This is a genomic window from Marivibrio sp. (genome assembly GCF_040218065.1).
In the GTDB taxonomy this organism is placed as follows: Bacteria; Pseudomonadota; Alphaproteobacteria; order UBA8366; family Aestuariispiraceae; genus Marivibrio.
Map to the genome: position 1 here is coordinate 17,631 of NZ_JAVJQE010000009.1, position 17,565 is coordinate 35,195.

The following is a 17,565-nucleotide window of genomic DNA, read 5'->3' on the forward strand; positions in this document are numbered from 1 at the left end:
CGCCGTCAGCCCAACGCCGCCAGAATGCTCTCGGCCACGCTCAGCGGCGCGCGGCGAGCCGTGTCCAAGCGCAAATCCGCCTCCGGCCAAGGCGGCGTTCGCCGGGCGCGCGCCTGTTCCCAGCTTGGCGCGCGCGCCGCGCCCGCCGCCTCCCGACGCGCCTCGACCCGCTCGCGCCAGAGCGCCTCGTCGCCGCACCGCAGTTCGACCGCCAAAAAACGCGCGCCCGCCTCCGCGGCGACCGCCCGCCAGGCCGCGCGCGTCTCCGGCAGCGGATTGACGCAGTCCGCGATGACGACCGCCTTGCGGTCCAGGTGGTCGGCGGCGAGCGCATAGCCTACGAGGTAGCCCGCCGGCGTATCGGCCAGCGCCGGATCGTGGCGTCGAAGGCCGGCTTCGATCGCGTCCACCCGGACCACCACCGCGCCCGTGCAGAGGGCGAGCGCGTCCGCCGCGCAAGACTTGCCGACGCCGGGCGGCCCCGACAGGGCGATCAGCAACGGTCCAGTGACAACGGCCATCAGCGCTCCATCGCCTGTCGCCGCGCGCCGGCGCCGCGCGGTCTCAGGTCTTGTCCAGCCGGATCGTCTCGCCGCCCTCGCTGACGGCGTAGAGGCCGTCGACCTTCTGCTGTTTCAGCATGTCGGCGTCCGCGCGGCGGAACTCCTCGATCACGCGATCGATCGTCTCCTCCCCCTCGCCCAGCCGGCGCAGGCCCTCGGCCGCCAGCACGACCGAGCTTTCGAAGGTGTCCCGCACGAAATAGTCGGCGTCGGAATCGATCATCTCCAGCGCGTGGATCCGGTCATGGGCGCGCGCCATGATCTTGATCTGGGGGAAGCGCTTTCGAATCTCCTGGATCGCCTGCAGGCACGCCTTCTGGTCGTCGATGGTGACGAAGATCATGTCCGCCTCCGCCGCCCCGGCGGCGGCGAGAACGTCGACGCGCGTCGCGTCGCCGAAATAGACCTTATGGCCGAAGCGCTTGGCCGCCTCGATCCGCTTGGGGTCGCCGTCGATCGCGGTCACCGGCACGCCCACGGACATGAAAATGCGAGCCACCACTTGCCCCACCCGTCCAAAGCCCACGACGATCGCCATGTTGCGATCCGCCTCGGCGGCGTCGGGCATCTCGCCGGTCTCGTCGGAGGTGAAAAGGCGGCCGATCGCCCGATCGCCGAGCAGACCGACGAGCGGCGTCAACGCCATCGAGACCGTCACAAGCGCCGTCATCAGATTCGCCTCGGCGGGCGAGAGGATCGCCGCGCCCGCGGCGACGGAGAACAGCACGAAGCCGAACTCTCCCCCCTGCGGCAGGGTGACCGCAATGCGGATCGCGTCTTTCGGGCCGGACCCGAAAAGCCGGGCCAGCGCGAACAGGATCAGCCCCTTGATCGCCATCAGCGCGACCGCCCCGCCCAGGACGAAGCCCCATTGCTGGATCACGATGCGCCAATCCACCGCCATGCCGACGGCGATGAAAAAGAGGCCGAGAAGCAATCCGCGGAACGGATCGATGTCGGCCTCGAGCTGGTGGCGGTATTCGGATTCGGCCAGCATCACGCCGGCGATGAAGGCGCCCAGCGCCATCGACATGCCGACCATGTGCATCAGCAGGGCGGCCCCGATCACCACGAACAAGGCCGCCGCCACGCTGATCTCGTCCGAGCGCGTCGCCGCGATGATGCGAAACAGCGGATTCAGCAGGAACTTGCCGGCCAGCACCAGGGCGGCGATGACGCCGACGGCCTCGAGCGTCGCCAACCAATCGGGCGCCGCCCCTTCCGCCCCGACCGCCAACAAGGGGACGAGCGCCAGCAGCGGCACGATCGCCAGATCCTGAAACAGCAGGATCGAGAAGGCGCGCGTGCCGTAGGGCGTGTTGAGGTCGCCCCGCTCGCGCAGAATCTGCACGCCGAAGGCGGTCGAACTGAGCGCGACCGCGAACCCGCCGGCAAGCGCGGCGTTCCACCCCACCCCCATGCCGTGGGCGGCGATCGCGGCGAGGAGAAGTCCGGTGATCATCACCTGAAGCAGACCGAGGCCGAAGATGTCGCGTTTGAGCGACCAGAGCCGCGACGGCTTCAACTCGAGCCCGATGACGAACAGCAGAAGCACCACGCCGAATTCGGCGAAATGCAGCACGTTCTCCGCATTGTCGATGACGGCGAGGCCGGCCGGCCCCAGCACCGCGCCGGCGGCGAGATAGCCCAGGATAGAGCCGAGCTTCAGGCGCTGGAAGATCGGCACGGCGACCACGGCGGCGCCCAGGAAGACAGCCGCGTTCTGGACCAACTCGACGCCCGCGCCTGAGGCCGCCGCCATATCAGCTCTCCTCCCGCCGGCGCCGATCGTAGCGCGGCGCATTGCGCTCCGCCCGGCGGATGGCGACGATGATCCCGTGCAGCGTGCTGATTTCCTGCTCCGTGGGACGGGCGCGCTGGAACAGGCTGCGGATGTTGCGCATCACCGTCGGCTTCATCGGCGCGGAGCGGAAGAAGCCGCCTTCGTCCAGCTGTTCCTCCAGCCGGATCAGGAAATTGTCGAGGCTCTCCTTGGTCGCGACCTCTGAAAGATTGGTTTCCAGGCGCTCCGCCGGCGTCTCGTCGCCGGCGATCCACCATTCGTAGGCCAGCATCAGCACGGCCTGGGCGAGATTGAGCGAGGTGAAGCCGGGGTTGAGCGGGGCGGTGATGATGGTGTCGGCGAGGCTTATGTCCTCGTTGTCGAGGCCGGAGCGCTCGCCGCCGAACAGCACCCCGGCCTTACCGCCGCCGCCCGACGCTTCCGCCCGCATCTCACGCGCCGCCGCCGCCGGCGTCAACACGCGGGTCACCATCTCGCGCGGGCGCGCGGTCGTGGCGTAGACGCGGGTCAGATCGGCGAGCGCGTCGCGCGTCGTCTCGAAGACCTGGGCGCCGTCGATCACCTCCAGCGCCCCGGCCGAGGTCTCGCGCGCCTTCTCGCTTGGCCAGCCGTCGCGTGGGCGCACGAGGCGCAGCTCGGTCAGCCCGCAATTCAGCATGGCGCGCGCGACCATCCCGATATTCTCGCCCAACTGCGGGGCGATCAGGATTACGACGGGCTTCTCGTCGGCGGCGGGATCGGTCACGGGCGGAGCGCTGCCTACATTGCGGGGGAAACGGGCTCGCCTCTCGGTTTTAGACGAGGCGGGCCTCGATTGCCAACGGGCCGGCGCCCCTTTAGAACCGCATTATGCAAGAAATCCGGGGAGAGCGGCGATGAGCGAGCATGTGCTGGGGGTGATCGGCGGCAGCGGCGTCTACGACATTGAGGGGCTCGACGGCGCCGAATGGACCTCGGTGGAGACGCCGTGGGGCGATCCCTCCGATCACGTGCTGTGCGGCGTGCTGGACGGGCTGCCGGTGCGCTTTCTGCCGCGCCACGGCCGCGGGCACGTGCAGACCCCGAGCTCGATCAACTACCGCGCCAATATCGACGCGCTGAAGCGTCTCGGCTGCACGGACGTGCTGTCCGTCTCGGCATGCGGATCGTTGAAGGAAGAGCTGCCGCCCGGCCGCTTCGTCGTCGTGGATCAGTTCATCGACCGCACCGTCGCCCGCGAGAGGAGCTTCTTCGGCCCCGGCTGCGTCGCGCACGTCTCGATGGCGCATCCGGTCTCGCGCTGGCTCGGCGACCGCTGCGAGGATGCGCTGAAAGAGCTTGAAATCGCCTATCAGCGCGGCGGGACCTATCTGGTGATGGAGGGGCCGCAATTCTCGACGGCCGCCGAGAGCGCGCTCTATCGCAGCTGGGGCTGCGACGTGATCGGCATGACCAACATGCCCGAAGCCAAGCTCGCCCGCGAGGCGGAGCTGCGCTACGCCACCGTCGCGATGGTCACCGATTACGATTGCTGGCATCCCGATCACGACCATGTCGATGTGGCGATGGTGGTGAAGACGCTGCTCGACAACGCCGACAAGGCTAGAGCGCTCGTCAAACGCGTCGCGGCGACGCTGACCGGCCCGACCAGCCCCGACGACGGCTGCGACGAGGCGCTGGAGAACGCTCTCATCACCCATCCGGACAAGCGTGATCCGGCGATGACGGCGAAGCTCGACGCGGTGGCGGGGCGCGTGCTGGGCGGGTGAGGGTTGCGACGCGCGGCGTCAGCGAGATCCGGGTCGGCCTGACGACCTTCCGGGATGATGGTGCTTGCTGCAAATCACGGCGCCCCCGCGAAGGCGGGGGCCTCAGGAGGATCGCACGCCGGCGGCGAAGCCGGTTGAGAAAGGTCCCCGCCTTCGCGGGGACTCCCACCGGCGGGCTGACTTTATGACGTCGTCGCCCCGGCGGGATGAACGAACTCGCCCCCTACCGCTCGAACAACCCCGCCAGTCCTTCCTTCGTCGCGGGCGCGACGCCGCGCTCCGTGATCAGGCCGGAGACGAGGCGCGCGGGCGTCACGTCGAAAGCGTCGTTGCGCGCGGCGACGCCTTCGGGGGCGATGTCGACCTCGACCACCTCACCCGTCTCGGTGCGCCCGGCGATGCGGGTCAGCTCCCGGCCGCTACGCTGCTCGATCGGGATTTCGGCCAAGCCGTCCTCGACCGTCCAGTCGATCGTGGTCGACGGCAGCGCGACATAGAACGGAACCTCGTTGTCCTTGGCCGCCAACGCCTTGAGGTAGGTCCCGATCTTGTTGCAGACGTCGCCGCGCGCCGTCGTCCGGTCGGTGCCCACGATGCACAGATCGACCAACCCGCGCTGCATCAGATGGCCGCCGACATTGTCGGCCACCAGCGTGTGGTCGACGCCGTGCCGGCCGAGCTCGAACGCCGTCAGCGCCGCGCCCTGGTTGCGCGGGCGCGTCTCGTCGACCCAGACGTGGATCGGAATCCCGGCCTCATAGGCCATGTAGATCGGCGCCGTCGCCGTGCCCCAATCCACCGTGGCGAGCCAACCGGCGTTGCAGTGGGTCAGAACGTTGACCGGCTCGCCCTTCGGTTTTTGCGCCGCAATCTCTTCGATCAAGGTCAGGCCGTTGCGCCCGATCGCCTTGCAGATTTCCACATCCTCGTCGCCGATCTCGGCCGCGCGCGCCCAGGCCAGCGCCGCGCGCTCCTCGACCGCGCGGTTGTCGAGCAGCGCCGTCATCTGATCCAACGCCCAGCGCAGATTGACCGCCGTCGGGCGCGTCGAATAGAGCCGGTCGTAGGCGCGGCGCAGCCCCTCGTCGCTCGCATCCTCGTTGCAGGCCATCGCCATACCGTAGGCCGCCGTCGCCCCGATCAGCGGGGCGCCGCGCACCAACATGTCGGAAATCGCCCGCGCCGCCTCGTCCATCGAGGAGAGCGTCACCGTCGTGAAGCGATGCGGCAGCTTGGTCTGGTCGATGATCCCGACCGATCGGCCCGGCTCCTCGACCCAGATGGTGCGATAGGGGATTCCGTCGATTTCCATAGCGCGTTCTACTTTCGCTTCGGCTGTTTGCCGTACGTCTTGAACTTCTCCAGCACCTCGGCCATTTCGGCGGCGCTCAGGATATGGGGATCGCCGAGCTGGCGGGCCAGCAGGTACTGCCGGGCCAGCGCCTCGACCTCCACCGCCAGGGCCAGCGCCTTGGCCGGGTCGGCGGCGAAACCGATCATGCCGTGATTGGCCAGCAGACAGGCCGTGCGCCCCTCCAGCGCCGTCAGCATATGGTCCGACAGAGCCTGCGTGCCGAAGGTGGCGTAGTCGGCGCAGCGGATATCGATCCCGCCGGCCGCCGCCACCATGTAATGGAACGCCGGAATCCCCTCCCGCCGGCAACTCAGCGCTGTGCAATGCGGGGCGTGCGTGTGGACGATCCCGCCCGCTTCCGCCCGAGCCGCATAGATGTCGCGATGCATCCGCCATTCGCTGGAGGGAAGCAACGCGCCCTCGGCCCCGCCGTCGGACAGCCGTACGCGTACGATCGAATTCGGAGTCACGTCTTCGTATGCGACCCCGGACGGCGTGATCAGCATCGCCGCGCCGTCTTCCGAGCGGGCCGAGACGTTGCCGGACTTCCCCTGGTTGATCCCGGCCGCGTTCATGGCGAGCGCCGCGTCGATCACGGCCTGGGCGCGCTCCTGGTCGGTCATGACGGTCGTCCCTTCCTCAGGCGCCCCGCGCGCCCGCCCGGAACAGCTTGTAGGCGTAGGCGTCGTAGAGCGCCATGACGGAGGCGTCGATGATGTTGGCGGAGGCCCCCACGGTCGTCCAGCGCACGCCGTCCTGATCCTGGCTTTCGATGGTGACGCGGGTCACCGCGTCGGTGCCGGTGCTGTCGGCCGAGGGCGGCATGATCCGCACCTTGTAGTCGACCAGATGCATCTGCGCCAGATCCGGATAGACGCTCATCAGCGCGGCGCGTAAGGCCGTATCCAGCGCGTTCACCGGGCCGTTGCCGTTGGCCACCCGCATCGACTGTTCGCCCGCCACCTCGACCATCACCGTGGCCTCGGACTCGGTCACCAGATCGCCGATCGCGTTGCGCCGACGCTCGTCGATCACCCGGAAGCGGATCAGGTCGAAATACTCCGGCACCTCGCCGCGCGTCCGGCGGGCCAGCAGTTCGAAAGAGGCCTCCGCCCCGTCATACGCGAAGCCGGCAAGCGCCTGGGCCTTCACCTCGTCCAGCAGACGGCGCAGCGCGGGCTCCTCCATCTCCACGCCGATCTCGTTGAGCATCGCGACGACGTTGGACCGGCCGGCTTGGTCCGAGACCACGATGCGCCGACGGTTTCCGACCAAATGCGGCTCGATGTGCTCGTAGGTTCGCGGGTCCTTGGCGACGGCGGAGACGTGCAGGCCGCCCTTGTGCGCGAAAGCCGCCTCGCCGACATACGGGCGGTGGCGGTCGGAGGGGCGGTTCAGCCGCTCGTCCAGCAGGCGCGAGACGTCTGTCAGCTCCTCGAGCCGCTCGCCGGCCGCCCCGCAGTCCATTCCCATCTTCAAGGCGAGCGACGGGATCACCGCCATCAGATCGGCGTTGCCGCAGCGCTCCCCCAGCCCGTTGATCGTGCCTTGCACTTGGCGCGCGCCCGCGCGCACGGCCGCCAGGCTGTTGGCGACGGCGTTCCCGGTGTCGTTGTGCGCGTGAATGCCGAGGTGATCGCCCGGCACATGCTCCGCCGCCTCGGCGACAATGCGCGCCACCTCGTCGGGCAGCGTTCCGCCGTTGGTGTCGCACAGCACGATCCAGCGCGCGCCGGCCTCATAGGCCGCCGTGATGCAGGCGAGCGCGAAGGCCCGGTTCGCCTTCCAGCCGTCGAAGAAATGCTCGGCGTCGAACATCGCCTCGCCCTTGCGCGCCTTGGCCAGCGCGATCGAGTCGCGGATCATCGCCACGTTCTCCGCGTGGTCGATCTCCAGCGCCACGTCGACGTGGAAGTCCCAGCTCTTGCCGACGAGACAGGCGGCGTCCGCCTTGGAGGACAAGATGGGGGCGAGACCCGGATCGTTCTCCGCCGACCGCCCGGGCCGGCGCGTCATGCCGAAGGCGACCAGCTTGGCGGTCTGCAAAGCGGGCGGCGCCTGAAAGAAGGCGTCGTCGCTCGGATTGGCCCCGGGCCAGCCGCCTTCGATATAGTCCACGCCCAACGCGTCCAATCCGCGCGCGATCGCCTCCTTGTCCGCGACGGAGAAGTCGACGCCCTGCGTCTGCGCGCCGTCGCGCAGCGTGGTGTCGAAGAGGTAGATACGCTCGCTCATGGTCTCGTCATCCTCATGCTCCCTCTCCCCTTCAGAGGGGAGAGGGCGGGGTGAGGGTGGTCGCGGAAAGTGGGGGCGCAAGCGCTTGGCCGCATCGATCCCCTCACCCTCCCGCGACGAGTCCCGCGCCGCGGATCCCTCCCTCTCCCCTTAGGAAAGGGAGAGGGCGTTAACCGCCCCTCACGCCCGCCGCCACTCCGTCACCCCGCCGGGCTTGTCCTCCAGCACGACGCCCCTGGCGGCCAGATCGTCGCGGATCTTGTCGGCGGTCGCGAAGTCCTTTTGTTTCTTCGCCGCCTTGCGCGCGTCGATCAGGCGCTCGACTTCCGCGGCGTCGGGCCCGTCGGCGCCGCCCTTGAACCAGGTTTCTGCGTCCTGTTGCAGCAATCCAAGCATGTCGGCGCCGGCGCGAAAGGCGGACGGATCGTCACATTCATGCAACGCTGCAATCGCCTTCGGCGTGTTCAAATCATCCTGCAAGGCGGACAACAGCGCGGTCGGCGGCTCGCCCGCCGCGTCGCCGGTCAGCCGACGATAGAATCCGTCCAACTCCGCCTTCGCCTCGCGCAGCTTCTCTTTCGAGAAATCCAGCGGCGAGCGATAGTGCGTCTTCAGGATGACCAGCCGCAGCGCCTCGCCCGGAAATTCGTCCAGCAGTTCGCGCACGGTGTAGAAGTTGCCGAGGCTCTTCGACATCTTCTCGCCTTCGCTCATCACATAGCCGTTGTGCATCCAGTATTTGGCGAAACGGCCGTCGCGCGCGCCCGGCGGATGGGCGCAGCAGCTTTGCGCGATTTCGTTCTGATGGTGCGGGAAGACGAGGTCGAGCCCGCCGCCGTGGATGTCGAAGTCCGCGCCCAGATGCTTCTCCGACATGGCGGAGCATTCGATGTGCCAGCCGGGGCGCCCCTTATCGCACCAGGGGCTCGGCCAGCCGGGTTGGTCCTCGTCGGAAGGCTTCCACAGCACGAAGTCCGCTGGATCGCGCTTGTAGCTGGCGACGTCGACCCGCGCGCCGGAAATCTGCTCATCCCGGTCCTTGTTGGCGAAGCGGCCGTAGTCGGGCCAGCTGGGCACATGGAACAGCACGTGCCCGTCGTCGAGCGCGTAGGCGTGGCCCTGGTCGATCAGCCGCTCGATCAGCGCGACGATCTCCGGGATCGTCTCGGTCGCGCGCGGCTCCACATCCGGCGTCAGGCAGCCCAGCGCGGCCGCGTCCTCGTGGAAATAGCGGATGGTCTCGGCCGTAAGGTCGCCGATCTCGACGCCGCGTTCGGCCGCGCGCGCGTTGATCTTGTCGTCGACGTCCGTGATGTTGCGCACGTATTTGACCGACGGATAGAGCCTCCGCAACAGCCGGTACAGCACGTCGAAGACAATCAGCGGCCGCGCGTTGCCGATATGAATGCGATCGTAGACCGTCGGCCCGCAGACATACATCCCCACGGCCTGCGGATCGCGCGGCTCGAACGGCCGCTTTTCGCGCGTCGCGGTGTCGTGGATCGTAAGCGTCATGGGACCCGAACCTCGCCTGCCGGAAGGCCCGTGTCATGCCTCATAGCGCGGCCGGTTGCAAGGCGGCGGGCGGCGGGCCGTCAGCCGTACGCGGGCGCCCTTCAGGTCCGCTTGCCCGTCATCCCGGCCTTGTGCCGGGGGAACAGCGGCCGGCGCCGTCGGCGCGTGTCGCCGTTGGGCCGGAAAGAAGTCCGGCCCGACGTTCAAGCCTGCGCCTGAGAAGACGGCGCCGCCGCCTCATCCGCCTTTGAGCCGCCTCACCGCGCGCGCCCGTCCCATCAGCGGCAACAGCGCGCCCAGGTCGGGGCCGTGCGCGCGCCCCGTCAGCGCCCGGCGCAGCGGCATGAAGAGTCCCTTGCCCTTGCGGCCGCTCGCCTCCTTCAGCCGCCCGATCCAGACGGGATAGGTCTCGGCGTCGAACGGTTCGTCCGGCAGCAGGTCGGCTGCCTGCGCGAGGTAGGCTTCATCCTCCGGCGCGCGCTCCGGCTCGATCTCGCCATAGGCCGCGGCGGCCCAGTGCGGCGCGTCCTCCAGGCTCTCCACATTTTCGCGCACGGCGTCCCACAAGGCTTCGTCGACGCCGGCTTGGCGCAACGCCTCGGCCAGCGCCGCATAAGGCTTGCGGTGCAGCACCTTGGCGTTGAGCTGGGCGAGTTCCTTCGGATCGAAACGCGGCGCGGCGCGCCCGAAAACGGCGATGTCGAAGCCGGGCGTCAGACTGTCGAGCGTATCGGAGCCTTCCGGCGCGGTCGGCGTGCCGAGTCGCGCGAGATAGGCGACCAACGCCTCGGGCTGGACGCCTTGCGCGCGCAGATCGCCGAGCGCGAGCGAGCCGAGCCGTTTCGAGAGCTGCTTGCCGTCCGCCCCCACCATCAGCGGCAGATGCGCGAAGCGCGGCGCGTCGTAGCCGAGCGCCTGGAACAATTCGATCTGCACGGCCGTGTTGGCGACGTGATCCTCGCCGCGGATCACGTGGGTGATGAAGAATTCTCCGTCGTCGACGACCGAAGACAGCGTGTAAAGCGGCCGACCGTCCTCGCGCAGCAGCACCGGGTCGGAAAGGTGCCCGGCCTCGAAGCGCACCGCGCCGCGGCCGAGGTCGGTCCACTCGATCGGCTGGTCGGCCAACTTGAAGCGCCAATGGGGCGCGCGCCCGTCGGCCATGAGGGCCGCCTGCTCCTCCGCCGAGAGATCGAGGGCGGCCCGGTCATAGACCGGCGGCTTTCCGCGACCCAGCTGGATCTTGCGCTTGAGCTCGAGCTCCTCCGCCGTCTCGAAACAGGGATAGAGCCGGCCCTTGGCCTTCAGGCGCGCCACCGCCGCGTCATAGCGCCCTTGGCGCGCCGATTGGCGGACGAAGTCGTCCCAATCGAGACCGAGCCATTTGAGATCCTCGAGAATCTCGCGCTCGAAGGCCTTGGTCGAGCGCTCCCGGTCGGTGTCGTCCATGCGCAGTAGGAATTCCCCCGCCTTGGACCGGGCGGCAAGCCAGTTCAGCACCGCGACGCGCGCGTTGCCGACATGCAGGCGCCCTGTGGGGCTGGGCGCGAAACGGACTTTGACCTCGGACATGACAGGACCTTCAGAGGATGCGGCGGAAGGCGTTGGTGATCGGATAGCGCCGGTCGCGCCCGAAGGCGCGCGGCGTCACCTTGACGCCCGGCGGCGCCTGACGGCGCTTGTATTCCGAGAGGTCGAGTTGACGCCAGACCTTTTGCACCGTCTCCGCCTCATGGCCGCGCGCGGTGATCTCCTCGACGCTCATCTCGCGCTCGATCAGACAGAACAGGATGTCGTCCAGCTTGTCGTAAGGCGGCAGCGTGTCCTCGTCCTTCTGGTCCGGCTTAAGTTCCGCCGACGGGGCTTTGGTGATGATCCGATCCGGCATGACCGGGCCGTCGGGGCCGAGAAGGGCCGCGCCCTCTCCCGACACGGCCGCCTTGCCCTCGTTGCGCAGCCGGCAGATGGCGAAGACGTCGGTCTTATAGATGTCCTTCAGCACGGAATAGCCGCCGCACATGTCGCCGTAGAGTGTGGCGTAGCCGACCGACATCTCCGACTTGTTGCCGGTGGTCAGCAGCATCTTCCCCTGCTTGTTGGAGATCGCCATCAACAGAAGCCCGCGTGAGCGCGACTGGATGTTCTCCTCCGTAATGTCGGCCGGCGCGCCTTGGAAGATCGGGGCCAGCATCTGATCGAAGGCCTGCATCGCCGGCTCGATCGACACCTCGTCCAACAGACAACCCAGCATCTCGGCCGCCCCGGCCGCGTCGTCCAGACTGTGCTGACTGGTGTAGGGGCTCGGCATCATCACGCAATGCACGGCGTCGGGCCCGAGCGCGTCGACCGCAACCGCAGCTGAAAGCGCCGAATCGACGCCCCCGGATAGGCCCAGCACCACGCCCGGAAAGCCGTTCTTGCGCACGTAGTCGCGGAGCCCCAAAACCATTGCGTGATACATTGACGCATGCCGATCCAACGGCTTGGCCTGCGCCCCGCCCTCGCAGACCCAGCCGTCGCCGCCGCGGGTCCAGCGGGTGAGCGTCAGCGCCTCCTCGAAGGCCGGCATCCGGAAGGCCAGACTGCAATCGCCGTTAACGCCGAAGGACGCGCCGTCATAGACCAGCTCGTCCTGGCCGCCGACCTGGTTCAGGTAAACCATCGGCAGGCCGCTTTCGGCGACCCGATTCAACACCAGCTGAAGGCGCTGGTCCTCCTTCTCCGCCTCATAGGGGCTGCCGTTGGGAACCAGCAGCAGCTCCGCCCCGCTCTCCTCCAGGCATTCGACGACGTCCGGCGTCCAGACGTCCTCGCAGATCGGGACCCCGATGCGCACGCCGCGAAAATTGATCGGCCCGGGCATCGGCCCCGGCTTGAACACCCGCTTCTCGTCAAACACGCCGTAATTCGGCAGATCGGCCTTATAGCGCTCCGCCGCAACCTCGCCCCCGTCCAACAGCAGGGCCGCATTGAAGACGCCGTCGGCCGTGCGGCGCGGCGTCGGCAGCAGCACGGCCGGCCCGCCGTCGGCGGTCTCGGCGGCCAGCGCCTCGATCGCCTCCTCCAGCTTGGCGTGGAAGAAAGGCTTCAGGACCAGGTCCTCCGGCTGATAGCCGCTCAGGAACAGCTCGGGAAAGACGATCAGCTCGGCGCCCTCTTGCGCCGCCTCGGCTCGGGCCTTGCGCACGCGCTCGGCGTTGCCGGCGATGTCTCCGACGATCGGGTTCAATTGCGCAAGCGCGATCGTGAGGCTGTCGGTCATGGGATCCCCAGAGATTCAGGCGCGACGGCGCGCGCGCGGACGGGGCAGAGCGTAGTCCGCCGGCCCGAGGACGCAAGAGCCGAGTCCGTCTCCGGGCGCCCCGGGTCCCGCCCTGCCGCGCCGCTGACCCGGGTGCGGTCGCCCCGCCGGTCTGGTCAGCGACGTCCCGGTTGCCTACTGTCTCACGGGCGAGGCGACGGCGGCGCGATTCCTGCATGGCCTCGTCCGGCGAAGACGCGCTGCGGCCAGGTTTCGGGGTGAGGTGGATCGGATGAGCGAGCGGGATCGCGATCATGACGGCGGATCGGCCAAAGGCGGCCCGGATCAGGCCGGACGGCAGGGCCTGAACGAACTGACGCAGGACGTGCTGGCGCTTTACATGCGCCGGGTGGCGGACGCCGTGGCGCGCACCGGCGTCACGACGATCGACCCGCAGGCGTTGGAGAGCATCGCCGAGCGCATGTCGCGCGGCGAAGACCCGGCGCTGCAGAAGATCTACGAGCGCACATGGGAGCGGCTGCAGGAGAGTTTCGAGCACGCCTTCTGGGCGCGCATGCGCAAATATCCGCTGGAGCGCCTGATCGTCTCGCGGTTCGAACACAAGCTGGCCCCGCGCGACGAGGCTCCGGCGCCCGGCGAGACCCTGTCGCGGCGCGTGATCCCGGCCTTCATCGGCGCGCTGCACCAAATGATCGGCCCCGACCTCTTCAACGAGTATGAGGAGCGCTCGCGAAACCTGGTGGAGGCCGTTCGCTCGTTGGAAGGGGACGGCGCGGCCTGGGACAAGCTTTACCAGCATCCGCAGGCGGACGTGCTGGTGAACGACATCCTGGTCTATATCGCGCGATACTTCACCGACGCGCCCAAGCGCCGGCACTGGCTGACCGGCTATATGGAGCGCAGCCTGCCGAGCGCGAAGACCGAAAGCGAGAAGCGCTGGGTCTTCGGCGACCGGGAGTTTCATCTGCTGCTGGGCGCGCTCTACGAGCAATTGGAGGCGCAGTTGCAGAAACCCGAAATCCGCATTCGGCACGTCAAGCGCTACGGCGAAGAGAACGTACAGATGGTGGAAGAGGCGCTCTCTGCGCTGGCGCGCGATCGACGACATGTCGGAACCTAGCGAGAGGGCCGCTTCCCGGTGATCGACCCAGGCGACTACGAGCGCCTCATCGCGGCGAACCGCGCCGCCTGGGACGGGTCCGCGCCGGATTGGGAGCTGGACGCCCGCACCCTTGGACGCTGTCGGACCCTGCGCGCCTGGCGGAAAGCTACTTCCGAGGCGCCCCCTTCATCGAAGAGCAGGCGCCCCTCTCTGACGACGTCGAGCCGACGCTGGGGCCGCCGCAGTACTGGTTTCCCCAGACGCCGCCCGACATCCTGATCGCCTGCCTCAAGGCCGGGCTCGCAATCGAAGCCTTCGTTGAGTTTCCGCGCAACATCACGACGACGGCCCATGACATCTATCAGGACCAACCGCTCCAACCGCCGCTGTGCTATTGGCTGACGGCCCGCAAGCCAGCCGCGAAGCCCTAACCTAACCAGCCGAAACGATGGAAAAAAAGCGGCGGCGGCGCGTTGATTGAGGGGGCCCCTGGGAAAAGCCGATCCTCACGCGCCGCCGCCTGTGCGGGCCGGACGGCAAACAGGAGGAAACCGTCCGCTGCGGATAAAACTCATGATAGTGTGATTGATGAAGGTTGTTAAGCTTAAAGTTGCCGTTTTCGCCAAAAAAGTGCAGTTTACGAAAATGTCCCCTCAGCCGGCGAGCTCGCGCCGGTCCAATGTGGCGACGACTTGCGGCAGGATCTCGTGGAAGGGACGGCGCCCGCGCGGATCGCCTGACAGCTCGAAGGCGCCCAAAATGCGGTCCACGCGCCCGCCCTCCCCCAGCGGCAACGACAAGCGGCGATACCGGAAGGTCTCGCCGCTTTCCAACTCATAGAGAGTGTCCGTAAGCCACGGCCGACGGTCGCGCATCACCGTGGTGTAGGATCGGCGCGCGGCGTCGCGCAGCCGCGGCTCGGGGAGCATCTCGGCGACGGTGCGCCCCGTCGGCTCGGCGTTGAACAGCTCGCGCACACCGGTTCCGGCAAGCCGGAAGCGATACGCGCCCTCGCCGATCGGCTCCAGGATGTAGAGCGCGGACAGCACATCCGGTATTTCGGTGGGATCAATGGCGCCGCGCGGCGGCATCTCGGCGCCGCCGGCCTTTTCCTCCCAATAGGCGAAAAGCCGCACCAGAGGGCCTGTCGCACCCAGCGCCTCGCGGAAGGCGCGTCGTCGGGCCTCGCTCACCGGCGCGAGCGGCCCAGCGCGGGATCGGGCGGCGCGTCGCTGCCTGCCGTCCGACCGGGGGAGCCCGCCGCGACGGCCCCGCCATAGCCGGCGCCGATCGCCGCGCGCGCACGGCGCTCGGAGGGGTCCTCGCCCGCCTCTTCATCGTGCGGGCGCTGCAGCAGAAACTCGCGCCCGACCTTGACGCGCGGCTCGCCGTCATAGGCGACGATGTCGGCGGTCGCGTAGGTCTCCGACCAACGGTCCGGCAGATAGGAGCCGGAGCCGATCACGTCGATCGGCGCGTCGGCGAGCGCCATGGTCTTACATTTCTCCGGCCCGAAACCGGACGAGACGACGATCTTGACCTGCGGAAAGCCCGCCGCGTCCAGCTTCTCGCGCAGATGCCAGATGGCCGCGGCCGAAACGCCGGGACCGATCAGATGGCGCAACTCATTCTCGGTGCGATACCCGCGAATGGCGCGCGGCGCGTTGCGGTCCAGCACCGCGTAGGAGGCCGCCGGATCCAGGCCCTCGCAAAACCGCCCGCCGGGCGTGTCCAGACGGATCGAAAGCTGGCCTTCGGCCGCCAACTCCGGAAACCGCTCGGCGACCGCAAGCGAGTCCGAAATCTCGCGTCCGAAATAGTCGACCAGCACCACCAGATTGGCGTCAGGGTGCGCCTCGTGGAACATTTCAGCCGCGCGGACGGTGGAATTGGCGTAGCCGATCAGCGCGTGCGGCATGGTGCCGAGGCCCCTCTCGCGGCCGAAATAATGCGCGGTCGCGTCGGTGGCGTTGCCGACGAAGCCGACGGCCCCCGACTTACGCTTCGCCCGGCCGGACCCGACGCTGGCGGCGTAGGCCATGAGCTCCGCCATTTCGGCGCCCGCGCAATGGCGCGCGTCCATCGCGAGAAAAGCGACCTTGGGCAGTTCCTGGCACATCGTGAAGGCGTTGTAGGCGGCGACCGAGGCCGGGCCGATTTTCTGCAGCAGCAGCGTCTCCAGATCGACCAGATGCAGGAACGAGCCGGTGACGTACATGATCGGCTCGCCGGCGCCGACCCAGCGCCCTTCGGCGTAGTTCAGATCGATCTGAAAGGCCGCGCCCCGGCGCATAGCCGTCGCCTCGAGCCATTCGATCGCCAGTCGCGGCGCCGAGACGACCGGGCGCCGCATGAAAACGGCGTAGGTCACCTGACAATCCCCGAACTTCTCAATCGCCGCCTTGGTGCGATTGAAGTAGGCGTCGGTCCAACGCCGCACTTCCGCATCGTCGCGCCCGGTCAGCGCGCCGCCCTGACGGCTCTCGCCGGACTCGTGCGTCTCCCGCTCGCTCATCACCCTTCCCCCGACATCGATCGGCGTCTTGCGCGCCGACCCGATCACATAACGCGTACGTCTGTCCTTCAGGACGCGGCGGCGAGGCTCTGAGCGAGCGCAGCGCGCTCGGTCTTCAACTGTTCGGCGATCAGGAAGGCGAGCTCCAGCGCCTGCGGCCCGTTGAGACGCGGGTCGCAATGGGTGTGATAGCGCGCGGACAGCCCGTCGTCTGTGATCGCCTGAGCCCCGCCCAGACACTCCGTCACGTCGCGGCCCGTCATTTCGAAATGCACGCCGCCGGCGTAGGTGCCTTCGGCTGCGTGGACTTCAAAGAAGCTGCGCACCTCCGCCAGGATGCGGTCGAAGGGACGCGTCTTGTAACCGCTCTCCGCCTTGATCGTGTTGCCGTGCATCGGGTCGGACGACCAGACGACCTTTCGGCCCTCGCGCTCGACCGCCCGGATAAGGGCCGGCAGATGCTTCTCCACCTTATCGTGCCCCATGCGTGCGATTAGCGTCAGGCGGCCCGCCTCATTGTGCGGATTGAGGATGTCGATCATCCGCAACAGGTCGTCGGGGTCCAGGCTCGGCCCGCACTTCATGCCGATCGGATTGTCGACGCCGCGCAGGAACTCGACATGGGCGCTGTCCGGCTCGCGCGTCCGGTCGCCGATCCACAGCATGTGGGCGGAGCAGTCGTAGTGCTTCTTGCTGATGCTGTCCTGCCGGGTCAGCGCCTGCTCGTACCACAGCAGCAGCGCCTCGTGGCTGGTGTAGAACTCGGTCTCCTGGATCTGCGGCACCCGGTCGGCGGTCAGGCCGCAGGCGGCCATGAAGCTCAGACACTCGGTCAGCCGCTCCGCCAGTTCGCCGTAGCGTTCGCCGGCGGGGCTGTTGGAGACGAAATCCTGGGTCCACTGATGCACCTGATGCAGGTCGGCGAAGCCGCCCTGGGCGAAGGCGCGCAGCAGGTTCAGCGTCGCCGACGCCTGATTATAGGCGCGCAGCATGCGCTCCGGATCCGGCCTGCGGGCGGCGGGGTCGAAATCGATGCCGTTGACGATGTCGCCGCGATAGCTCGGCAGCTCGACCCCGTCCTGGGTCTCCAGCGGAGCCGACCGGGGCTTGGCGAACTGACCGGCCAGACGCCCGACCTTCACAACCGGGCAGGCCGCCCCGAAGGTGAGCACGACCGCCATCTGCAGCAGCACCTTGAACGTGTCGCGGATGTTGTTGGCGCTGAACTCGGCGAAACTTTCGGCGCAGTCGCCGCCCTGCAGCAGAAAGGCGCGGCCTTCCGCGACCTCGCCCAGCGCCTTCTTCAGCTTGCGCGCCTCGCCCGCAAAGACCAGCGGGGGATAGGCGGCCAGCGTCGCTTCGACCTCCTGCAGCTTCGCCGGATCCTCATACTCCGGGACCTGCTTGATCGGCTTGTCGCGCCAGCTCTGCGGCGTCCATGCACCCGCCATGATCTCGTTCCTCGTA

General features: G+C 68.2%; 15 protein-coding genes. 3 read left to right on the top strand and 12 right to left on the bottom strand.

All coding sequences use genetic code 11. The annotated features are described in order from the left end of the window. Positions 1-5 precede the first annotated feature (5 nt). From RIB45_RS08850 to RIB45_RS08860, 3 genes are read right to left on the bottom strand one after another with little or no spacing between them, the layout of a single operon-like run. Positions 6-521: a P-loop nucleotide/nucleoside kinase family protein gene (locus RIB45_RS08850; protein WP_350049896.1), complete on the bottom strand. Its 516-nt coding sequence runs from the start codon at positions 519-521 to the stop codon at positions 6-8. Between the two features lie 43 nt (positions 522-564). Further along, positions 565-2,325, bottom strand: a complete 1,761-nt coding sequence (locus tag RIB45_RS08855; protein WP_350049897.1) for a monovalent cation:proton antiporter-2 (CPA2) family protein — start codon at positions 2,323-2,325, stop codon at positions 565-567. Between the two features lies 1 nt (position 2,326). Beyond that, the gene (locus RIB45_RS08860; RefSeq protein ID WP_350049898.1) at positions 2,327-3,112 is read right to left on the bottom strand and encodes an RNA methyltransferase; all 786 of its coding nucleotides are present in this window, start codon (positions 3,110-3,112) and stop codon (positions 2,327-2,329) included. A 130-nt stretch (positions 3,113-3,242) separates the two neighbouring features. On the opposite strand from RIB45_RS08860, the gene RIB45_RS08865 reads away from it, so the two are divergent. Then, positions 3,243-4,115: an S-methyl-5'-thioadenosine phosphorylase gene (locus tag RIB45_RS08865; RefSeq protein ID WP_350049899.1), complete on the top strand. Its 873-nt coding sequence runs from the start codon at positions 3,243-3,245 to the stop codon at positions 4,113-4,115. A 223-nt stretch (positions 4,116-4,338) separates the two neighbouring features. On the opposite strand, the gene mtnA is transcribed toward RIB45_RS08865, so the two are convergent. The 6 genes from mtnA to RIB45_RS08895 form a co-directional block, all read right to left on the bottom strand. Continuing rightward, positions 4,339-5,427 carry an S-methyl-5-thioribose-1-phosphate isomerase gene (mtnA, locus tag RIB45_RS08870; protein WP_350049900.1) on the bottom strand — a complete coding sequence of 363 codons (1,089 nt, stop codon included), beginning with the start codon at positions 5,425-5,427 and terminating at the stop codon, positions 4,339-4,341. An 8-nt stretch (positions 5,428-5,435) separates the two neighbouring features. Further along, the gene (locus RIB45_RS08875; RefSeq protein WP_350049901.1) at positions 5,436-6,092 is read right to left on the bottom strand and encodes a class II aldolase/adducin family protein; all 657 of its coding nucleotides are present in this window, start codon (positions 6,090-6,092) and stop codon (positions 5,436-5,438) included. Between the two features lie 16 nt (positions 6,093-6,108). Further along, a complete protein-coding gene (cimA, locus tag RIB45_RS08880; protein ID WP_350049902.1) occupies positions 6,109-7,704 on the bottom strand; it encodes a citramalate synthase in 1,596 nt (531 codons plus the stop codon). 180 nt (positions 7,705-7,884) lie between these two features. After that, on the bottom strand, positions 7,885-9,219 hold the full coding sequence (gene cysS, locus RIB45_RS08885) for a cysteine--tRNA ligase (RefSeq protein WP_350049903.1): 1,335 nt from the start codon (positions 9,217-9,219) through the stop codon (positions 7,885-7,887). A 237-nt stretch (positions 9,220-9,456) separates the two neighbouring features. After that, the gene (gene gltX / locus RIB45_RS08890; RefSeq protein ID WP_350049904.1) at positions 9,457-10,791 is read right to left on the bottom strand and encodes a glutamate--tRNA ligase; all 1,335 of its coding nucleotides are present in this window, start codon (positions 10,789-10,791) and stop codon (positions 9,457-9,459) included. A 10-nt stretch (positions 10,792-10,801) separates the two neighbouring features. Next, the gene (locus RIB45_RS08895) at positions 10,802-12,481 is read right to left on the bottom strand and encodes an NAD+ synthase (protein WP_350049905.1); all 1,680 of its coding nucleotides are present in this window, start codon (positions 12,479-12,481) and stop codon (positions 10,802-10,804) included. A gap of 271 nt (positions 12,482-12,752) precedes the next feature. Here RIB45_RS08895 and RIB45_RS08900 point away from each other — a divergent pair, with 271 nt between their 5' ends. Together RIB45_RS08900 and RIB45_RS08905 are read left to right on the top strand one after the other, a co-directional pair. Further along, a complete protein-coding gene (locus RIB45_RS08900) occupies positions 12,753-13,601 on the top strand; it encodes a hypothetical protein (RefSeq protein ID WP_350049906.1) in 849 nt (282 codons plus the stop codon). An 89-nt stretch (positions 13,602-13,690) separates the two neighbouring features. After that, positions 13,691-14,014 carry a hypothetical protein gene (locus tag RIB45_RS08905; protein WP_350049907.1) on the top strand — a complete coding sequence of 108 codons (324 nt, stop codon included), beginning with the start codon at positions 13,691-13,693 and terminating at the stop codon, positions 14,012-14,014. A 222-nt stretch (positions 14,015-14,236) separates the two neighbouring features. Here the strand turns inward: RIB45_RS08905 and RIB45_RS08910 are convergent, their stop codons facing one another. From RIB45_RS08910 to RIB45_RS08920, 3 genes are all read right to left on the bottom strand, one after another. Beyond that, positions 14,237-14,776 (bottom strand): PAS domain-containing protein, encoded by a 540-nt coding sequence (locus RIB45_RS08910; protein WP_350049908.1) that lies wholly within the window; start codon positions 14,774-14,776, stop codon positions 14,237-14,239. Then, positions 14,773-16,098 (bottom strand): beta/alpha barrel domain-containing protein, encoded by a 1,326-nt coding sequence (locus tag RIB45_RS08915; protein WP_350049909.1) that lies wholly within the window; start codon positions 16,096-16,098, stop codon positions 14,773-14,775. The genes RIB45_RS08910 and RIB45_RS08915 overlap by 4 nt, the downstream gene beginning before the upstream one ends. 68 nt (positions 16,099-16,166) lie before the next feature. Next, complete coding sequence (locus RIB45_RS08920) at positions 16,167-17,549, bottom strand: class II 3-deoxy-7-phosphoheptulonate synthase (protein ID WP_350049910.1); 1,383 nt, start codon at positions 17,547-17,549, stop codon at positions 16,167-16,169. Between the last annotated feature and the right edge of the window lie 16 nt (positions 17,550-17,565).